This is a genomic window from Dyadobacter sp. CY345 (genome assembly GCF_021502725.1).
In the GTDB taxonomy this organism is placed as follows: domain Bacteria; phylum Bacteroidota; class Bacteroidia; order Cytophagales; family Spirosomataceae; genus Dyadobacter.
Genome location: NZ_JAKFFS010000004.1, coordinates 514,541 through 534,633 on the forward strand (window position 1 = coordinate 514,541; position 20,093 = coordinate 534,633).

General features: G+C 38.4%; 21 protein-coding genes. 2 read left to right on the forward strand and 19 right to left on the reverse strand.

Annotated features, from left to right (window positions below; translation table 11 throughout):
• Positions 1 to 79: 79 nt before the first annotated feature.
• The 10 genes from L0657_RS19515 to L0657_RS19560 all read right to left on the reverse strand — a co-directional run bounded on the left by L0657_RS19515 (position 80) and on the right by L0657_RS19560 (position 8,958).
• Positions 80 to 451: a BlaI/MecI/CopY family transcriptional regulator gene (locus L0657_RS19515; protein ID WP_235152433.1), complete on the reverse strand. Its 372-nt coding sequence runs from the start codon at positions 449 to 451 to the stop codon at positions 80 to 82.
• Positions 452 to 604: 153 nt separating this feature from the next.
• Positions 605 to 1,231 (reverse strand): Uma2 family endonuclease, encoded by a 627-nt coding sequence (locus tag L0657_RS19520; protein ID WP_235152434.1) that lies wholly within the window; start codon positions 1,229 to 1,231, stop codon positions 605 to 607.
• A 12-nt stretch (positions 1,232 to 1,243) separates the two neighbouring features.
• Complete coding sequence (locus L0657_RS19525; RefSeq protein WP_235152435.1) at positions 1,244 to 1,867, reverse strand: Uma2 family endonuclease; 624 nt, start codon at positions 1,865 to 1,867, stop codon at positions 1,244 to 1,246.
• Positions 1,868 to 2,014: 147 nt separating this feature from the next.
• Complete coding sequence (gene pyk, locus L0657_RS19530; protein ID WP_235152436.1) at positions 2,015 to 3,454, reverse strand: pyruvate kinase; 1,440 nt, start codon at positions 3,452 to 3,454, stop codon at positions 2,015 to 2,017.
• Positions 3,455 to 3,483: 29 nt separating this feature from the next.
• A complete protein-coding gene (gene priA / locus L0657_RS19535) occupies positions 3,484 to 5,979 on the reverse strand; it encodes a primosomal protein N' (protein ID WP_235152437.1) in 2,496 nt (831 codons plus the stop codon).
• A 13-nt stretch (positions 5,980 to 5,992) separates the two neighbouring features.
• Positions 5,993 to 6,460: a type II toxin-antitoxin system VapC family toxin gene (locus L0657_RS19540; RefSeq protein WP_235152438.1), complete on the reverse strand. Its 468-nt coding sequence runs from the start codon at positions 6,458 to 6,460 to the stop codon at positions 5,993 to 5,995.
• Positions 6,460 to 6,681 carry a hypothetical protein gene (locus tag L0657_RS19545; protein WP_235152439.1) on the reverse strand — a complete coding sequence of 74 codons (222 nt, stop codon included), beginning with the start codon at positions 6,679 to 6,681 and terminating at the stop codon, positions 6,460 to 6,462. The genes L0657_RS19540 and L0657_RS19545 overlap by 1 nt, the downstream gene beginning before the upstream one ends.
• 358 nt (positions 6,682 to 7,039) lie before the next feature.
• Positions 7,040 to 7,258: a hypothetical protein gene (locus L0657_RS19550; RefSeq protein ID WP_235152440.1), complete on the reverse strand. Its 219-nt coding sequence runs from the start codon at positions 7,256 to 7,258 to the stop codon at positions 7,040 to 7,042.
• Between the two features lie 115 nt (positions 7,259 to 7,373).
• Positions 7,374 to 7,976, reverse strand: coding sequence for an aminotransferase class IV (locus tag L0657_RS19555; protein WP_235152441.1), 603 nt, complete (start codon positions 7,974 to 7,976; stop codon positions 7,374 to 7,376).
• On the reverse strand, positions 7,954 to 8,958 hold the full coding sequence (locus L0657_RS19560; protein WP_235152442.1) for an aminodeoxychorismate synthase component I: 1,005 nt from the start codon (positions 8,956 to 8,958) through the stop codon (positions 7,954 to 7,956). The genes L0657_RS19555 and L0657_RS19560 overlap by 23 nt, the downstream gene beginning before the upstream one ends.
• 199 nt (positions 8,959 to 9,157) lie before the next feature.
• Between L0657_RS19560 and L0657_RS19565 the strand changes: the two genes are divergently transcribed.
• Positions 9,158 to 10,165: a YpdA family putative bacillithiol disulfide reductase gene (locus L0657_RS19565; RefSeq protein WP_235152443.1), complete on the forward strand. Its 1,008-nt coding sequence runs from the start codon at positions 9,158 to 9,160 to the stop codon at positions 10,163 to 10,165.
• A 7-nt stretch (positions 10,166 to 10,172) separates the two neighbouring features.
• On the opposite strand, the gene L0657_RS19570 is transcribed toward L0657_RS19565, so the two are convergent.
• The 3 genes from L0657_RS19570 to L0657_RS19580 form a co-directional block, all read right to left on the reverse strand.
• Entirely contained in the window at positions 10,173 to 10,574 is a 402-nt protein-coding gene (locus L0657_RS19570; RefSeq protein ID WP_235152444.1) for a type II toxin-antitoxin system VapC family toxin, read from the reverse strand.
• Positions 10,574 to 10,807: a hypothetical protein gene (locus L0657_RS19575; protein ID WP_235152445.1), complete on the reverse strand. Its 234-nt coding sequence runs from the start codon at positions 10,805 to 10,807 to the stop codon at positions 10,574 to 10,576. The genes L0657_RS19570 and L0657_RS19575 overlap by 1 nt, the downstream gene beginning before the upstream one ends.
• Positions 10,808 to 10,876: 69 nt before the next feature.
• Positions 10,877 to 12,031, reverse strand: coding sequence for a YCF48-related protein (locus L0657_RS19580; RefSeq protein ID WP_235152446.1), 1,155 nt, complete (start codon positions 12,029 to 12,031; stop codon positions 10,877 to 10,879).
• 59 nt (positions 12,032 to 12,090) lie between these two features.
• Between L0657_RS19580 and L0657_RS19585 the strand changes: the two genes are divergently transcribed.
• The gene (locus tag L0657_RS19585) at positions 12,091 to 12,423 is read left to right on the forward strand and encodes a YtxH domain-containing protein (RefSeq protein WP_235152447.1); all 333 of its coding nucleotides are present in this window, start codon (positions 12,091 to 12,093) and stop codon (positions 12,421 to 12,423) included.
• A 55-nt stretch (positions 12,424 to 12,478) separates the two neighbouring features.
• Here L0657_RS19585 and L0657_RS19590 read toward each other — a convergent pair whose 3' ends face one another.
• From L0657_RS19590 to L0657_RS19615, 6 genes are all read right to left on the reverse strand, one after another.
• Positions 12,479 to 13,021 (reverse strand): DUF4136 domain-containing protein, encoded by a 543-nt coding sequence (locus L0657_RS19590; RefSeq protein ID WP_235152448.1) that lies wholly within the window; start codon positions 13,019 to 13,021, stop codon positions 12,479 to 12,481.
• 68 nt (positions 13,022 to 13,089) lie between these two features.
• The gene (locus L0657_RS19595; RefSeq protein WP_235152449.1) at positions 13,090 to 14,037 is read right to left on the reverse strand and encodes a YeiH family protein; all 948 of its coding nucleotides are present in this window, start codon (positions 14,035 to 14,037) and stop codon (positions 13,090 to 13,092) included.
• Between the two features lie 84 nt (positions 14,038 to 14,121).
• On the reverse strand, positions 14,122 to 15,009 hold the full coding sequence (locus tag L0657_RS19600) for a LysR family transcriptional regulator (protein ID WP_235152450.1): 888 nt from the start codon (positions 15,007 to 15,009) through the stop codon (positions 14,122 to 14,124).
• 18 nt (positions 15,010 to 15,027) lie between these two features.
• Entirely contained in the window at positions 15,028 to 17,022 is a 1,995-nt protein-coding gene (gene dnaG / locus L0657_RS19605; protein ID WP_235152451.1) for a DNA primase, read from the reverse strand.
• 713 nt (positions 17,023 to 17,735) lie between these two features.
• On the reverse strand, positions 17,736 to 19,004 hold the full coding sequence (locus L0657_RS28060) for an O-antigen ligase family protein (protein WP_235152452.1): 1,269 nt from the start codon (positions 19,002 to 19,004) through the stop codon (positions 17,736 to 17,738).
• A complete protein-coding gene (locus tag L0657_RS19615; RefSeq protein ID WP_235152453.1) occupies positions 18,956 to 20,092 on the reverse strand; it encodes a hypothetical protein in 1,137 nt (378 codons plus the stop codon). The genes L0657_RS28060 and L0657_RS19615 overlap by 49 nt, the downstream gene beginning before the upstream one ends.
• Position 20,093 lies beyond the last annotated feature (1 nt).

Genomic DNA, 20,093 nt, shown 5'->3' on the forward strand with positions numbered 1-20,093 from the left:
CATCATTTACATTCATCAAGCAAAAAATACAGGAGGGCTTTCGTTATTTTATAAGAATTTTCATGGCTAAAAGAAGTGGTTATTCGTTTTTATGATCGTTGATCAGCTTCATTATTTCATCCAGATCTTTGGTCTTTAAATCGTTATCTTTTACAAAAAACGAAACAAGATTTGGAAGTGAGTTATCGAAATAATTTGTCATCAACTGTTTCATTTCGTAACGCTTGTATTCCTCTTCTGTGATGAGTGGATAATATTCATGCGTTTTTCCATAGGCAGTATAACCCACTACCTCTTTCTTTTCGAGAATTCTGATGATCGTCGATACGGTGTTATAGGCAGGCTTTGGCTCAGGCATTTCGGCCAAAATATCTTTTACAAATGCTTTTTTTAATTGCCAGAGAATTCGCATAATTTCCTCCTCAGCCCGTGTTAATGTTCGAATTTCCATGTTACTACAAAAGTTGTATTTATAGGAGTTTAAATAATGATGTTCAAAGGTAATACTAATAAAATAGTTTTACAACTATTTTATTAGTTATTGTTAAAAAAATAAAACGGCAGAGATAGGTACATGCCGTTAATGGGTTTTCGAAATACTTTTTTAGGCAAATTCAGAACCTTTTTCTCTTAGATAAGCACCCACATTACAAGTGATACCATCCAAAATTTCAACATCGCCGTTCCAGTGATAAGTTTGCCATTCAGCATCAGTGGTTGCAACCACTACTTTTTTCGATTCTGTCAAAAACCAGATTACTTTCTCCGCGCCGAATTCTAAAAGTTTTTTTGTTTTTATGAAAATATAGGCTTTTTCAGATAGTTCGCCTTCGAGCGTTATATCAATATCGACCTCAATCGAGATTTTTGGAGGCACATCAGCGTATTTTTTATTGATTTTTTGAATTCCCAGGATCTGGTTGTCGAAAATCATCAGATCGCCAGAAAGATTGTTTTTATTGTCAATATGTAAACCCGCTTCATTTGTTAGAATAGTATACTTGCGGTCGTCAATTTGCTTCCCTATCCAGATTGTTAGATAAGTGATCAAAAAAGCCTGTAATGAACTCGAACCCATAATGTCTTCAACATTTTTCGTTTTGGCCAAAACTTCGAGGTAACCTTTTCTGTACAAAGGTTTACCGTCAATTATTTCGTGGATCAAAACGCTGGGTATATTGGTGTCAAAGTTTTCTGTCAAAACCTGACCCGGTCTGGTTGAAGCGATCATAATTCTTGTTTTTTATGCAAACTCAGAGCCTTCATTCGTTAGATATTCACCCACATTACAAACAATCCCGTCAAGAATTTCAACATCGATATTCCAGTCAAATGTCTGCCATTCGCCAGTAGTGGTTGCAACCATTACTTTTTTCGATTCTGTCAAAAACCAGATTACTTTCTCTGCGCCGAATTCTAAAAGTTTTTTTGTTTTTATGGTAATGTAACCCGTTTCCGTAAATTCTTCCAACTCAATGTCAAGATCAATTTCAATAGAAATCTTTGGAGGAACATTGGAATAATATTTATTGATCTTATTAATCGTTAAGACATCTCTATCGAAAATGGCAATATCTCCGGACAGATTATTTCTTCTGTCTAGGTGAAGACCAGCTTCATTTGTGGCTATTATGTATAGGCTGGAATCTACCGTTTTGAAAAGAATTCGTAAAAGGTATTCAATAATAAAAAACTGTAATGAACTCGAACCCATAATGTCTTCAACATTTTTCGTTTTGGCCAAAACCTCACGGTAACCTTTTCTGTACAAAGGTTTACCGTCAATTATTTCATGGATCAAAACGCTGGGTATATTGGTGTCAAAGTATTCTGTCAAAACCTGACCCGGTCTAGTTGAAGCGATCATAGTCTTTTGATTTGCTATACTCAAATATAAAAATATACTTTAACAAAACCTTGAAATGCCTAGTTATAAGCGAATTACGACTATGTTTTAAACTAAAAAAGCAGCGGAATTGAATTCCGCTGCTCTCTGTAAATGTCAACTTTTTGCTTATTCCACCACGCTCAATTTAACAGCGTTGGTTTTACGTGATTTGGAAACCGGCATACTCAGCGTATTAATGAATACATCTCCTTTTTTCAATTCACCTTTTTCGATAAGGAAAAGTTTGATGTCTTCGATCAAATCATCCGTTGATACATCCTGATCTTTATCGTAGAAATATACTTTTGTTCCCCAATATAGCGCCAGTGTGTTCATCAGAACTTTATCAGAAGTGAATATCAACAAGCTCGCTTTTGGGCGGTGATGTGAAAGACGGAATGAAGTATATCCTGAACGTGTAACACCGATGATCGCAGCTGCATTAGTGTCACGTGCCAAACGACACGCGCTCATTACTACGTTGTCATTCAGTTTGTTAGCGCTTGGTTTTTCATTTACAAATGCGTGATGTTTGAAATAAACAGCATTTGAATTTTCTTCAACTTTCTCGATCGTACGGCTCATTGTTTCAACAGCAAGCAACGGATATTTTCCCGAAGCTGTTTCTGCACTAAGCATAACCGCATCTGCACCATCCAATACCGAGTTGGCAACGTCACTGATCTCTGCACGTGTTCCACGAGGGCTTTCGATCATGCTTTCCAGCATTTGCGTAGCAACAATAACCGGTTTTCCGGCCTTGTTACATTTATCAACGATCATTTTCTGGATCATCGGAACTTCTTCCGCTGGTAATTCAACACCCAAATCTCCACGCGCAACCATGATGGCATCCGCAGCTTCGATGATTTCGTCAATATTTGCTACTGCCTCAGGTTTTTCAATTTTAGCGATCAAACGCGCAAATTTACCTTTGTTGGCAATATATTCTTTTACTTTGATGATCTCAGAAGCAGTACGTACAAACGAAAGTGCAACCCATTCCACATCATGTTCCAGTCCGAAATCAAGATCTTCGTAATCTTTCGAAGTTACTGAAGGCATTGAAACGCGCGTGTTCGGAAGGTTTACACCTTTTTTAGATTTCAGCAATCCGCCGTAAACAACCTGAGTTACAACATCGCTTCCCTCAATTCCTGTTACCAGCACTTCAAGTTTTCCATCATCCATCAAAATACGGTCGCCGATTTTAACGTCGTTATACATTCCGTCGTAAGGTGTGCTCACTTTTTCAGCAGTACCTAAAACTTCTGTATTCGAAAGAATTAGCTTGTTTCCAGCTTCGATCAGTACGCCATCTTTTTCAGCTACAAGACCAATACGGATTTTTGGACCCTGCAAATCCTGTAAAACAGCAAGGTTCATTCCGAATTCTTCATTGATTTCACGAATGGTATTGAGCCTGGCCAGGTGGTCTGCATGTGTACCGTGAGAAAAATTTAAACGAAATACATTTACGCCGGCAACAGCCAGCGCGTGAAGCATTTCTTTTGTTTCTGATGTTGGGCCTACGGTAGCAACAATTTTGGTTTTCTTGGAAGACATAGAGTTAATTGCAGTATTATATGAATTTACTAAACACAATCCACATCAATGACGATGTGGACGCCTTTTATGGTTTTATCCGTTAGAATATCAATGACTTTTTCTTGTATAAACGACTTTGCCGCCTTAAAATTAATCTTTTCTCGTTCAAGTTTAATGAGAATGTCGAACAAAAACTGATTTCTTACTCTTTCAACCAACGGAGGCTCTGGTCCGAGCACTCTGCTTTTGCCCAAATTGACCGTCAATTTCTCAGCCAAAACCGTTGCAGCGCGTTTAGACGTAGCTTCGTCGATATGTTTTACCGTAAGTTTTATCAGCCTCGTAAATGGAGGATAGTGAAATTGTTCCCGCTCAACGATCTCAGCTTCATACATCCCGACATAATCGTTCTGAATAATTCTTTCCAGAATTTTCTGAGCCGGATTTGCTGTTTGAATTAAAACTTTTCCCGGTTTATCCGATCTTCTGCCGGCGCGTCCGCTTACCTGTGTGAGCATTTGAAAAGCTCGTTCTGATGCACGAAATTCAGGAAAATGGATTATTCGATCTGCATCAAAAATACCTACCATGCTGACATTGTCAAAATCCAGCCCTTTGCTTACCATTTGAGTTCCAACCAATATGTCGGTACCTCCTTGTTCAAATTCCTGAATAATCTGCTGATAAGCATTTTTTGCGCGGGTGGTATCCAAATCCATTCTTTGCACCCGGGCAGAGGGTAGTAATAGATGTAGCTCGTCTTCGATTTTTTCAGTTCCGTAACCCACCGTTTTTACACGTGTTGAACCACAGGCCGGGCAGTTTCTCGGAACTTCTTCTTTATGACCACAATAATGGCAGCGCAGCTCACGGACTTTCATGTGATAGGTGAGGCTTACATCACAATTATTACATTCGGAAATCCAGCTACATTCTTCACATTGCATGTACGGAGAATAGCCCCGCCTGTTCTGGAATAATATAGTTTGTTCTTTATTGTTTAAATTCGATTCAAGGTGTTCAAGCAAAACAGATGAAAATTCGTTTTTCATGGTCCGCTGCTTTTTCTCTTTTTTTGTATCAACCAACAGGAAAGAAGGCAAGGCTGCGTTACCAAATCTTTCTGTCATTTCAACCAAACCATACCTGCCGCTCCTTGCGTGAAAATAACTTTCCAGCGAGGGAGTTGCAGAACCAAGCAGAGTTTTTGCTTTGTGCATATAGGCCATAATGACCGCAACATCACGTGCATGATAACGCGGTGCCGGATCGTGTTGTTTATATGAAGTTTCATGTTCTTCATCGACAATAATTAATCCCAGATTATCGAAGGGTAAAAATATTGCCGATCTGACACCCACAACAAACTGGAATTTCCCATCCAGAATACCTTTCCACACTTCAACACGCTCGTTGTCAGAAAATTTGGAATGATATATCCCCATTTGATCGCCGAAAACTTTGCGAAGCCGGACGACGATCTGAGTTGTTAACGCGATTTCTGGAAGCAGAAATAAAACCTGGGTTCCTCCTTCCAGTGCTTGTTTTATCAGTTCAATATATACTTCTGTTTTTCCGCTGCCCGTAATACCATGAAGCAAAACCACTTCTTTTTCTGCAAAAGACTGGTGAATTTGTTCAAACGCAGTTTGCTGGCTTTTACTCAGATTGACTTCGGCAGACGATCCAAGAGGAATATCCGAAAAGCGGGAAACAATGATCTCGAATTGTTCAAAGACACCCTTTTTAATTAGTGTCTGTAAAGCGGAATCTGAAACGCCGTCGTCTTTGGAAAAGATTGTTTTATCAAGTCCTTTCTGATTTAACTCTGTGTGGTTATAAACCGGAACGTGACTTAAATAACGCATCAAAATATCCTGCTGTTTTGGCGTTTTGTCTAGCGAGGACGTAAGTTGCATTAGTGAAGTTTCGGAAGTAAAAGGAGCCGTGAGCCGTATTTTTTTTACAACCTTAGGCTGATATCGTTCTTTAACTTCTTCAAAAAGAATAACCGCATGTTTCCCAACCAGCGATTTTATGATGGCAGTAATATTGGTCTGATTGACTAATCTCGCAACTTCTTCATAAGAAAGCGTTGCATGTTTTTTGATTTCATCCAGGATATATCGTTCCTGATCAGTTAATAATTCTTCGTAGTCGAATTCCGGGTTATGTTGTATGCGCGATTGACTGGTTATTTTCAGACCGGCTGGCATTGCGACATTCAAAACTTCACCAATATTGCACAAATAATATTCCGATACCCATTTGAAAAGTTCGAGCTGATGGTTGGTGACAATCGGCTCGTCGTCCAATAGTTCAAGAATATATTTTGCCTGATACTGGGCTGGCGGATTCGAATGGACGTTGGCTACAACGGCGGTAATAACTCTGTTTTTTCCAAATTGAACAATTACCCGCGCTCCCACTTTAATCATCTCAGCCATAGTCCGAGGAACTCTGTAAGTGAAGAGTCTTGGGACAGGAACTGGAAGGATCAAATCGGCAAAAAGGGTGATTTCGTCCTCAAAAAGGGAGGTCATTGGCAATTATGGTTTACTTGCTTTTAAAAAAGGGCAAAAGATCCTTTTGGTCAATTTTTCTAACATCAAAAAAGATATTATTCAAATGATCAAAGTCAGAATCAGTAGTTATCAACCGAAGTCCTAAAAGTGCAGCAAGGGAAGCAATCCACAGATCATTTTTCCCCATATTTCTTGGTGTAGCAAAAGGATACGTTTTAAATGCAGGATTAGCTATTTGTGAATAAGCATCAATTTCGGTGTAAATATGGACATTAAAATTGTTGACATCAACAATGTTGACTTGGTCGAAAAAAATATCAAGCAAATTTCTTCTCTTACTTCCCCAATTGTTTTGCAACGCTATGGATTTAATTTCAGCTTCTGAAACAACGGAAACATATAGTGGTAAGTTCTCAGAATTCAGAAACTTGATTATACCGTTCTTGTCGGAAGCTCTTATAACGGAAAGAATTATATTTGTATCAAATAGAAGATTCATTACTTGGTAGCATCAAGCTGGGTCATTAATTTTTCCCATTCTTCTGCTGTAAACGGCTCGGCGGGTTCAGCATTTTTGAGCGAGTCTATAAGTGTCTCATTACTTTTCCCGGTTTTTCTACCAAAAGCAGTAGCACCACCGGAAGCCAGGATTTGCTCAGGAGAATATGAAGTATGCGATTTAAACAAAGTAGTTTTAGGAAAAGACAACTTGACTTTCATATTATTTATATATTTATTGATCAATTTTGCAAACTTGAATTGTCTTAATATATCTGGTCTTCGTGCTGTTATTTTGTAATTTTCTTTCTAGGACGTTGTCTTGTCTCAAAAAAAGCAAGTAAAAAAATCTTATCTTTCTAGATGCGGTAAAGGAGTAGATTATGCTTAGTAATGACGGCTTCTCTCACTGAATTGTTTAAAGAAACCTGTCGGAATGATTTTGGACATTCACTTATTTGTTGGATAATATTTTCACTCTTGTATACGAAGTCTTTGGTTACGGCATCATTCCAACTCTTTTCCAAATAATATAGTATGTCGTGTAAATTGATCAATGCTTTAGGAGACCAGATAACATTTAAAGCCATTTTTTGTAAGTTTCTCTGACTGTGTGATGGTCTATTCCCTCGCCATTTTCAATTTGTTTTATCGATTCCTTTACATCAAAAACAACTATGTCTGGAATATCCCCCCAGTCCTCATCAACTTCTGTGCTGTATTCAACGGCCAAGCTATCCAAAAAATCCAGGACAACTTTTTCCTCCTGTTCGTTTCGCGGGTTAATTAAAATACTCATTTGAATCTATTATTTAAGATGAGTCAAAAATGGAAAGCTATTCTTAGAAGGTCAAAATGGAAGCCTTTCTCAAATTTACAATTTTGAAATTAACAATACTACACCTTTTTAAGTTTTATTGGATGACTTTGACTTCTAAAATCGCTGCGTTTTCCCAACTCACCATCGCATTAAACAATCGTATTTGATCAAATGCCTGGATATCGTTTTCCGAAATTTCAGCTTCTTCAATGATCCCGGAATCCAGAAGAAATGCTCTTTGAGTTCCTGGTAGTAAAGGCGTGTCCGGCGTATACCATCGGCCATCTTTCAAAAATGCAACATTACAATATAACGTATCCGAAACCTTTCCATTTTTTATGATCAGAATTTCATCTGCATCTTCGCGTTGTTCGTAAAGTGAATTCAGAGCAGTCCGGTCATTGTATTTATAGGAATAATCGATCGTATCGTCGTAAACTTTCCTGATTTTACGAATTGTTCGAGGGATATAGCGCTCCCATTTTATATTGTCAATTTGATCAGCATAGGCCAATCTGCATTTATGCGGTTCATTATCAACAAAGTTAGGTATGCTAATAATTTCTGAAAGCTCCCATTTATCATGTAATCCAAAAAGCTCAGCCCTGGTTTTATTCAAACGGGCTTGGTGGTAAGCAATATTTTGAATCAGGCGATTTTTGACACAAATCGTTTCAAAGCACAGGGGTTGGGACATGGGCAAAGGGTAAATAAACTTTATCAATAATCTCCTGATATTCACTTCGGGCATCGCTTTTTGCGGTAATTCCTCCTCCGCTTTTAAAAACAAGTTTGCCATGCAGGTTTTCTATATAGCGGATCATAACAGCGCTTTCGAAGTTTTCTCCGTCAAAATAACCCATGACGCCGGTATAATATCCACGATCGTAACCTTCGGCATCCTTTATTATCTGCAAAGTGCTCGGTTTAGGAGCGCCGCTGATTGATCCTGCCGGAAGTAGTTTCATTAATAAATCACCAAATTCTCCATCGAAAGCATCAGGTAAAACTCCGGCAATTTCAGAACTCACCTGCAAAAGTGTTTTTTGATGCGTCTGTATCGGGTCAATATAGCGATAACGTTCAACCCACACTTTTTCAGCGACTATGCTAATATCATTTCTGATCAAGTCAACAATGGTCGCATGTTCTGCTGCTTCCTTTGGGTCTGAAAGAATTACCTTCTCGGCATTTGGAAAAGAAGCGTCAATCGTTCCTTTCATAGGAAATGAAGAAATTTGATTTCCTTTTATTTTGATAAATATTTCAGGGGAAAAACATACAAACTGGTCTTTCAGCCAAAATCGGTATGGGGCATTACTGAACTTGAAAATATCCTTTAACGCCAGATCTGTTTCAATAGGAGTTGGAACAGAAAGATTTACCAAAAAGGAATTTCCCGCTTTTAGGTTTTTTAAAACGTAATTGAATTTCGGTTGATATTGGTCAAATGAAATAGGATTTTTCCGGAAATTAAACTCTGGATTAAGTTCAGAATCAAGATCTGTTTTATAATTGCTGAATCCGTTGAAATCATACAAAACCTCTGACGGATCAACTTCGTCAAGGCGCCAGAAAACCGGCTTTTGAGCTAAAAAGTCGATAAGAAATACAAACGGAATTTTCCGTTTCCCCCATTCATTGAGGCATTTCGTGAAATTTTGACAGGTGTTTTTCAACGATTTGGAAAATGATTGCAACAAGTATTTTTAACAGCCGTGCAATTTACAAAGTTCAGAAACCATTGTTTTAAATTAACAGTTAATACATATAATTGATGATCAAAATTGCATACGGACATTGATAAAATGTATCCCAATTTTGATTGTTGAAAAGTTCAGGACAACGTAAGTCCATCAAATCTGATTTCTAAAATCTATGCATATACATGACGTTATAATTATCGGTGGAGGACCTTGCGGACTGGCAATGGCTATTGAAGCGACAAAAAATGGACTGGACCATTTGATCCTTGAAAAAGGAAATATTACAGAATCTATTCGTCGTTACCCGAGAAGAATGCGCTTTTTTTCGACTGCGGAAAATATTGAAATAGGTGGTATCCCGTTTGCAATTTCGGAAGTGAAGGCTAATAGGAACGAAGCTTTACAATATTATAGAAAAGTTGCCGGATATTATGATCTGAATTTTAAGCTTTTTATAGATGTAACGCGCACGGAGAAACAGGAAGACGGGACATTTTTTGTCTACGCCAGCGATGGTCAGATATTTCAGTCGCGCAGCGTCGTGCTGGCGACAGGTTATTTTGATGTTCCCAGAATGCTAAATGTGCCGGGTGAAAATCTGCCGCATGTTTCCCATTATTATGACGAACCTTTCAATTATTCGTTTACGGATGTGGTGCTGGTTGGCGGCTCGAACTCTTCTGTGGAAGCTGCGCTGGAACTCTATCGTCACGATGCGCGTGTAACAATTGTACATAAAGAAGCAGATTTTCGTACGAAAGTGAAATACTGGCTTGTTCCGGACGTGAAAAACCGGGTGAAAGAAGGTAAAATCCATACGCGTTTCAATAGCATTACGAAAGTAATTGAGCCGGGAAGAATGCAAATTGAAAATATTGAAACGGGCGAAACGGAATGGATACCTGCCGACTTTGTATTCTTGCTCGTAGGTTATCTGCCAGACGAACATCTTATTTCTCGTTGCGGAATTACACTGGACCCTGCAACCAAAGTTCCAACGTTTGATCCTGAAACTTTCGAAACAAATGTTCCCGGTTTATACTTGTGCGGCACAGTAATGGCTGGTGTTTTTACAGAAAAAATATTTATTGAGAATGGTCGTGAGCATGCAGCCGCAATTGCTGATCATCTGATGGGAAGGGAAGTGAGGAAAGTGAAGGAGTTGATTGACAGGATTTGATATGTCTCTATACTTCAACAAGTTTTATTTGTGTTGTATATAGTTTAAATTTTTCATCGGCTGAAATTAAGATAAGATTTTCAATTAATGCAACAGCAATGATAAGACGGTCAAATGGATCTTTATGAGTATCGTGAAGTGGTATGAGATTGTAGCCGCTGATATGATTCTCCAAAATGGGTAATATTTTAAAGTCATCCTGAGCGGCGACGGACAAAATGTCATCGACAGAAACAGGTAAATCCGGAAGTTTGCCGGTTTTTTGTTTTATTGCAATTTCATAAAGGCTTATGAGGCTGACATTTATTACATTGTTCGGATCTGTCAGCATGAGCATAATCTCGGTATTCAACCTTTTGTCATTCAGCTGAAACCAAATTAAGATTTGAGTGTCAATAAGATAGTTCATTACATGTATTCTGATAACTCATCTAAGGAGTCGTTAAAATTCTCTGGTAATGCCATCTCTTTTTGTTGAGGATTTTTTAATCTCAAAAGTCCGCCTGGCTCACGTCTCAAATTTGCAGGTTGATCCAGCTCTTCCAAAAATAAAACCACAACCTTCGATTTCTTTTTTGTAGGCGGAGTTTCAGCAAGCGTTAAAATTCCATTTTCGTAAATTCCGCTGATCGATGTATACATAAATCTTCTATTTATTAATATTAAAGTTACTGAATTTTTGATTTTAATAGCATATCCGAAAGTCTAATTCTACTCCTCCCGAACAAACACAAGCTTCTTCCTTTTCTTCTTCATCGAAACTTTTTCAATTTTGGCAATCAGACCTTTTCCTCCCACGGCATAACCAACATTTCCGGCAAAACTTACAGCATGGAAAGGTTCATTTCCAATTGTCTGCCAGGATTTTCCTTGTTTGGTAGAGGAGCTGCTACCCGACGGCCCAACGGCGACTAACGCAAAATCATCCGACCGAATCTGGCTGTCGCCATTCCAGGTAGCATATCGCTTGTGATATAAGGCAACGGCTTCTTTCAATCCGATTGGTTTTGTGCTTGCCCCAAATTTCCATGTTACTCCGCCATCGTCGGTTAACAGGACATTTCTTGTTGTATCGCTTGTATTTTTATAATCACCACCAACAGCTATTCCATTTTTTTTGGACCAAAAATGAAGACCAAAAATTCCACTTGTCGGCCCGGCTGGCATTGGCGTTTCTGACACCTGCCAGTGTCGACCCATGTCTTCTGATCGAAATACTCTTGCCATTTTTCCACCACCAGTTCCTATAAAAGCTTTATCTTTTCCAACAGCCAGAATTGATGTTCCGCTTGCTGCAAAACACGCTTCTCCGGATTGCGCCTGAGGACGATCTTCGATTGGTAATTCTTGCCAGCTCTTTCCGCCATCTTCTGTTGTCAGGATAAATAACTTTCCATTTATCGGGTCTCCCAGACATATCCCCTGGCTTTTGTTCCAAAAGTCGATACCATCCAGAAATACCCCGGATTGTGTAGTTTGGTACACAAGACTCCATGTATCTCCTCCATTTTCAGTACGATAGATTTTTCCTTTGTCCAGTTCAGCTGGTCCCGCACTCATAGCAATTGCCGTTTCCTTTCCGAAAGCATGTATGTCACGGAAATCAAGGGAATCCGCACCAGGAATTTTAAATACTGACCAGTCTTTGCCACCATTAATTGTACGAAGCACTGTACCAGATGAGCCTCCAATCCAGCAGATAGTTGGTGTAACTGTATGAACGCCACGCATATTGACCTTCGTTTTACTATCAATAATCTCCCATTGGCTATAAACGGATGTTATTGAAAGGTATAAAAACGCAAAAATAGTTGCGACAAATGTACGGGAAGGAATAAAAAAGGCGTTAGCTGATAGATTTGGCACGGTATTTGTTAAATTTGGTTAACTATCTATTTTTTACATCACACAAAATAAGAATTCGTATGAACAAAAATCAAAGATTTCTGATCGGTACAGTAGGCGCTTTGCTTACAGGCGTTGCCATAGGTTTGTTAGTTGCTCCTAAAAATGGGAAAGATACACGTAAGTTGATTAAAAATAAAGCAAATGATTTTAGCGGTACCGTTAAAAGCAAAGCTGGTGACTTAGGTGGAACTGCAAAAGATAAATACGAAAAAAGCCTTGAAGAGCTTGCTACACTAGCAGACAAATTGAAGGAAGGATTTTTCAAAAATATCAATTCTGCGAAATCAAAAGCTGAGACAGTTGCAGATAATGTTAATGACAATGTAAGAGGTGCTATAAACAACGCATAATTCTTAATTAGGGATAATGAGCCGGTTCTCAAAGGGAATCGGCTTTTTTTATGCGCTACATCTGAGTTGATGCCAGAATATCAGTTACAACCTTATTAATTTCCTCAGCAAACTTCTCTTCCTTGCCAGGCAAAATCCCTTCTGCGCCGCCTTTCCAAACCATTTTATTGGACGATGCGTCTACAAGATCGATTAACAAAGTTCCTTCCTTGTATCTCCCGGTTTCAACTTCTTTACTTTTCCAGGAATATCTTCGCTGCCCCATATAGAGCGGACGGCCGTCATTGAGAAAATTTGTTTGCCTGGTTTGAATTTCCTGTTTCACAGATATCGCAATATTGACCTTCAAAGTTGGATCCTGCGCCTGATTCAATCCTTTTGCTTCCAGGTTTTTTGAAATGGCATCTTTAATTAAGGTGATGTTTTTGTCAAACGTTGCGGGAGTTGTATCACCCTTAGCTTCCACATCGAAAAAACCGTATGTGGTATAATCAGAAAGACGAAAATTGTCTTCTTTGTCAGGTTTCAAAATTTTATGGGACGGTGCGCAACTAAAAAATGTTGACACCAAAATGATGAACAGAATTGAAGTTTTCATAAGACGAAGTGTTAGTAAAGCGTAATAAGTTAGCACTTTAACCTTTTATTTCAAATAGCGCGGAATAATTAATTTAATACAATTACCGCAAAAAGAGAAATCGCTGAAACAAAAGCCCAGAGAATTATTCCCTGTAAAAAAGGTTTTATTCCCACTGCTTTGATATTATCAAGATTCAAACCTGCTCCAATCAGAAACATTGTTAATACAAGTAATTTTTTGGAAATGATAAGTAAGTTTGAATAAATGAACTGATATTCGGTAAAATAATTACTGACCATTACGGCCAGGATAAAGAGACCTATGAAATAGGGGAAATTGATTGTTGCTCCGTTTTTACGGTTAACGAGCATAGTAATAATTGACAATGGTATGATCCAAAGTGCTCGTTCCAACTTTATGGTGGTTGCAGTTTGCAAGGCTTCTGCGCCGAATCTGGCAGAAGCTCCGACGACTGAACTTGTATCATGAATGGCGATTGCGCTCCATATACCGAAATTATGCTGAGATAAATGAGCCCAATGCCCAATCATCGGGAAGATAAATAGTGCCACTGCGTTTAAAACAAATACAACACCCAATGCTGCACTGATCTGTTTTTCATTCGCTTTTATCAGCGGCGATAACGCAGCAATGGCGCTTCCGCCGCAAATGGCAGTGCCGGCAGTGATCAAAAATGAACTTTTAGGTTCGATACCAAGCTTTTTTCCTAACCAAAGACCTCCCAGTAATGTCAGAACGATGGAGAAAACCGTGAATAAAAGGCCTTCTCTCCCGGCTTCAATGGCATGATTCAAGTTCATCCCGAAACCTAAACCGACTACTGAAATTTTTAAAAGTATCTGCGCTGACTTATGACTTAAATGAGCAAATGGATTTCCAAAGGCCTGTGTAAAAACAAAACCCAGTAAAAGAGCGATAGGAGCATCTACCACAGGAAGCAGACATGCAACGAATAGCGTTACGAAGAGAACGTTTCGATAGGTAACTGGCTGAATGCGGTGAATAGTTTCCATTATACTTTCGCTTGTGTTTAAACAAAAATATAGATAGAAATGGAGCTAATTAAATCAAAAAATATGTGGTTTAATAACTACTGGTTATCGTTTAATGGAAGAAAAACGCATGAAAAGTTTTGAAAGCGGTGAAGGCTGACCTTGGCGCAAGACAAATGAAAAAGTACGCGTCATTTCAAATCCATCAATATCGATGATACTAAGACGATCATCTGTCAAATCTTGCTGCACGCTGTAAATCGATAAAAAGGCAAAAGTATCGGAACAAAAAAGATAATTTTTGATACTTTCTGTACTGCCGAGCTGCATATGTATATTCAGGTCCTGGATCTTGATTCCGGCTTTTTGAATATAGCCGTTAATAATATCCGAAGTTCCGGAACCTGCTTCGCGTGTCAGCAATGGCAGTTTTAATAATTCTTTCAAGGTAATCGTCCGCTTTTTTAAAAGATTGTTTGTCGGCCTGCTTACCAGCACAATTTCATCTTTTACAAACGGCGAATATTTAAGATCAGAATTATGTGTCGTTCCTTCTACCAGACCCAGCTCTATTTTTTTTTCAACCAGCATTTGTTCAATAACCAATGAATTGGCCATCGTTAACTCTATTTTTATTTCAGGAAACCTTTTGTGAAAATGGGCGAGATAGGATGGGATTACATACTGCGCAATGGTAGTACTTGCACCAATATGTAAAACTCCTTCGGTTTTATTTTGCAGCAGGTTCAGATCAAAATCCAGTTTTTGATATTGTTCAAAAATCAAATGCGCATGTTGAAAAAGCACTTCACCTGAGCGCGTGAGGACAATTCGTTTCTTCGCCCGGTCAAAAAGGGTGGTATTATATAGTTGTTCTAATTCTTTGATATGTTTGGTAACCGCTGGCTGACTTATGTTTAACTGTTCCGCGGCCCTGTTAAAATTCAGGGTTTGAGCAACTGTATAAAACACCTTCAAACGAAAATCCAGCATAATTTTGAAGCAAAATAATTATCCGATCACACTACCTAATTCTTTTGCAGCAGCCATGCTGATACCTTTATAAAATTTGTATTCGTTCAAAATCGCATTTTCCTGCTCTTCGGTTGTAGCTTTTTTAAGATTTTCCATACAAATTTTCATCTTTTCTTCGATGAATGCCTTTTTCAGGCGCAGGATATTGATGAAACTGCTTTTATCCAGAACGTCAAGTTCGGACGGAACGTAAATTTCGAATTTTTCTGTCCATAAAGAGCTCAGTTCATACTTACTGGTAAGCCAGCTGATGGTCAGATCGCGTATTTCAGACTCGTGATGATTTTGGAAATAGTCGGTTTTTAAAACGATCTCCCGGCTATAATTTTCGCGAAATAATGTGAGCAGATGCTGGAAAACTGGATCTTGAAAATCAATTCCCTGAATTTCCCCCAAAACATAGGCACAAACGGAAATGGTCGGTTCCAGCTCATTTGCACCATATAAAACCAAAAGCCTTATAAATGCCTCTTCCTGATAAAATAATTTTGAACATTGCGCCAGTTCTTCTTCTGTCTCTGACGGTACTGCTGGTGAATCTCCGGCAAATAAATCAGCAGGTGGGCCATCATCTATAAAAGAAATATCCTGCGGTCCCTGAGGAGACAAATTTGAAGGTTTGCTACTCCCGCGTTCCTGAAGTTTGGGCTGCGTATGAAGTTTTCTAAGCAGTTTATTTCCTTCCGAAATAAGCATTTGCTCATCCACCTTCATCATTTCGGAGGTCCGGTGAAAAAACACCTGACGCTTAATAGCATCCGGAATTTTGATAATACTGTTCACAACTTCACCGATGACGGCGGCAAGTCTGAACGGATCATTGCCGGCATCCTGTAATAAGGTCTCTGTTTTGAACGTGATAAAGTCGCGTGAGGCCTTCTTCAAATATTCCTTAAAAGCTTCCGCACCCACCCGACGAACGTAACTGTCAGGGTCTTCACCATCCGGGAAAAGAACGACACTAACGTTCAGGCCTTCTTCAAGCACAAGATCAAGTCCACGTAAAGCGGCTTTTATCCCAGCCATATCCCCGTCATACAAAATGGTGATATTTGGTGTAAACCTTCCGATCAGCCTGATCTGTTCTGTCGTAAGCGATGTTCCGGAAGACGCAACGACATTTTCAATTCCTGCCTGATGCAGTGAAATTACATCCGTATAACCTTCAACCAGATAACAGGCTTCCAGCTGTCTGATGGCATTTTTTGCCTGAAAAATTCCGTAAAGAATATCACTTTTGTGATAAACTTCGGTTTCCGGAGAGTTCAGATATTTAGGCTGAGACTTATCTGTTTTAAGAATCCGTGCTCCGAAAGCAATTACCTTTCCGGCAACGTTATGAATAGGGAAAATTACCCGACCTCGAAAACGGTCATAACCAACTGTCTGGCTCCCTTCCTTGTGTATCAGTAACCCGGCTTTTAGAAGAATATCGGCAGTATAACCTTTACTTAACGCCTCTTTTGTCAGCGCGTCCCAGGTATCAGTACTGTAACCTAATTCGAATTTTTTCTGGATATCATTCGTAAAACCTCTTTCACGAAAATAACTGACACCGATGGATTGGCCTTCATCGGTTTGAGTAAGCAGCTGCTGATAAAAGTTTTTTGCGAAATTCAGTATCAGATATAAACTTTCACGCACATTCTGACGCATCGCCTCCTCATCCGTAACTTCCTCATCCTGAACTTCGATCTGATATTTATTAGCAAGATACCGAAGTGCTTCTCCGTAACCGATTCCATCGATATCCATTACGAATTTGATAGCATCGCCGGCAGCTCCGCAACCAAAACATTTAAAAATCTGGCGTACCGGATTTACATTAAATGAAGGTGATTTTTCATTATGAAAAGGACAACAAGCAGAGTAATTGGCCCCTTTCTTTTTTAAAGATACAAAATCCCCAACCACTTCCACAATGTCAGCAGCTTGTTTGATCCTCTCGACCGTTTCGGGATTAATGCGCATTATTTATTTTCTTATTAATTATTTTATTAACTAAATGTAAAGCTTATCGAGATTACATAATCTAATCAAAATTCACATCTGGTAAACGAAGAATATGATAAACTTAATTGCAAAGTAAGCTTATCATTTTGAAATTAAGTAATCATAATAAGTCTCACGTCTACAAACAACAAAAAAGTAGATGGTATAATTGACTTTCCGGAAAACAAAGGATAAGTCGCCGATTTTAGCAGAAAGAAATTTTAACATTTGAAGAAGACACTGTTTTTAGGAGTATAAAATTTTTTCTCAGTGTAACTGGTAATCTTCTTGCAACTATATCAACGAAAATAGCGTTATCTAATTCGAATCCCACCCGGAGCGCGGTAAATGTTTACAGATTTTAAAGCGCCGGGTGCATATTTGGGCATTCAGAGCAGAAGGTTGTTTACAAAATAACTGAAAATTGAAGTAAAATTTTTTTTAGCAATTAAGTATTTTTGTTTCGCATTTCGCTTTTATTTAATAATTTCATTGTTTTAAGAGCGATAGCAATAAAATCATAATCGAAAGTTTTTTTCTGATAACTTTAATGTGTTATTTTGCAATCTCTAAATAGGAATTCAATCAGATTTATTTGATATAAAAGATATTTAAAATATAGTGTGTGTATAGTGTGAAACAGGGCATGAAAATTTTTTCATGTCTTTGTTTTTTTTAAGGGTTTCCGAAAATCATCTGGATAGGTTTTGCAAGCCACGTGGCATAATCCAAATTACCATTGTATAAAGAAAAAAAATCTGACCTGGAATGAGATTGTATTCAACCCAGTTGATGATAAGCGTCGGGATAAAAAGAATGATGTAAATTTTGATCCATTTTGCATTGACGGTTTTTACCAAAAAGTAAAAATTCCTCCCCAAAACGACTAGCATAAGAAATGCGCCCGATAATCCGGTTTCGGCCAACAGTCCAATAAAAGTATTATGCGCAGAAATTCCTTCCCGATTGTCAGTTCGAACACTGTTAATACGCTGCGCAGAGGCCAATCCTTCTCCAAAAACAGGTTTTTCGTAAAAACGATTTAAATAAATTTTCCATATCTTTTGTCGCTCCGAGTAAGAAGTTTCCTTTCTTCCCTTAATCAAACCAGACATTCGCTCTATTCTGTATTTCATGTAAGAATCAGGTAAGGATTTTATGACTTTCTCGCCGGTTGATGAACTTAGTAGAATGTAGAAGAATATAAACAGTGATGTAATAATCAGAATTTGAGGAGTTTTTGGGGGAATGAAAATAAGAATTGACGCTAAAATGAGTGCAAAAAGCGGACTGCGACGTGCTGAGAAATATACTGTCACCACGCATACTAAAAATATGCAGAGAAAATAAACTTTTTTAAACAGGCTTTCTGTTGTAAATCTCATTTTTAAAACTGCCAAAATTCCCAAAACCATCGTTGGATACGCCCAGAAAGTATTTGATGAGAAAATAATCTGGTACATACCGCCATGCGGTTTCATAAATATGATCGTTGCAATGTCCAGAATAAGAATCACAAAATTTCCTGCCCATAGAACATTGAGCGTTGTTAGTAAAAATTCGGATTTCGTGCCGGAGATAATGGAGGAGTATGAGATAAAAAGCAAAATTGACATTAAGGAAAATAAAGTCCAGGTGCCGTAAAAGAGATAACTGGCTACATCAAGACTAAGCAAACTGGAAATCATCCAGCTGATACCAAGCAGAACGATATCAAAATTGTCAGTTAAAATTCTGGAAGTGAGTTTTGGATTTATCCGGAGACAATAACCAATAATCCACGCAGGTATAAAAAGCCGGATGTAAGGTGCAAGTTTGAGATATACCGGCACATTCTCAATCCCGTAAATTGAGTATCTGAAAAATGAATAGTTTCCTATCGTCAGGAAAAAGAAAAGGATTACAGGAAATATCACATTATTCCGGATCCTTCGGGCGACAATTTGTTTTGCTGTAAGCACATGACCAGGTTTTTATATTCTGTTGTAATCAGGTAGTGATGTTCCGGGACTTTTAGCAGTGATCGTCTGGCGGTTAATAAAAAGTTTGGTGTCAAGACTGAACTCAGTCGCGAAGCAGCCTGCTTTATATTAGCCAGGTCTATTTCAATCGCAACATTTTCCAGCATTTTGGCTTGTTTTGCGTCTGCACTGTTTTTTTGTAGGATTAAAGGTTTATGGAAAAATAAACTTTCATAATAGCGGTTTGTTCGTGCCCAAAGATGATTTCCAACGTTATTATTCGAAAATGGATAAGCCGCCCAAACGATATCAACATTGTTGTAGATTTTTGATAAATCGTCCGGAACATGATATGATCCCAAATATTGGATGTTCTCTAAGTCTTGGATTCGCTTTTCAAAATCGCTGGTGGCTGCCATGAAAATTCCCTGTAGAATAATTTCAAACTGATTCTCACTGGCTAGAAGAATAAGACAATCCAAAGATGCGCGGCAGCGTAAAACACCAAAATATCCGATTTTTATCTTCGGTGAAACTATGCTTGTTTGTCTCTCAAATTTCCCTGGCAATTGATCGTAATGGACTTTATTCTCAATAATTCGAAAATCTTGCAGCTTGATTTTTCGGAATTTGATGAAGTATTCAGTTATGAATTCTGGTGATGTGGCAACCAGCAGGTTTATTCTTGGTATCGCCAATTTCTCGAAAAACCGAATTGATTTCCCCCAAATGCCTGACGAAAAAAAAACTTCGCGGATGTCCGGCACTTCATATATAATGAAGACATTTCTGAGAGAAAAGACTTTGAACAGCACAACGACAAGCGCCAAATCAAAGCCGTATACGTAAGCTATTTGATTGGATTTAAGATTTTTAATCAGTTGAAAAAGGAGGGAAAAATATGTTTTCGGACGTTTTGCATAAGAAGCATGATCGACTTTACCGATCCATTTTGGGATTATGTCAGTTTTTACCGGATAATAATTTCTGAATACAGCAAGACAATCAATTTGAAATCCTGACTGTGTTAGGGCTTTCAACCTGGTTTGCTGATGCGCATCTGCCCAGTTATTGGATATAAACGTCATT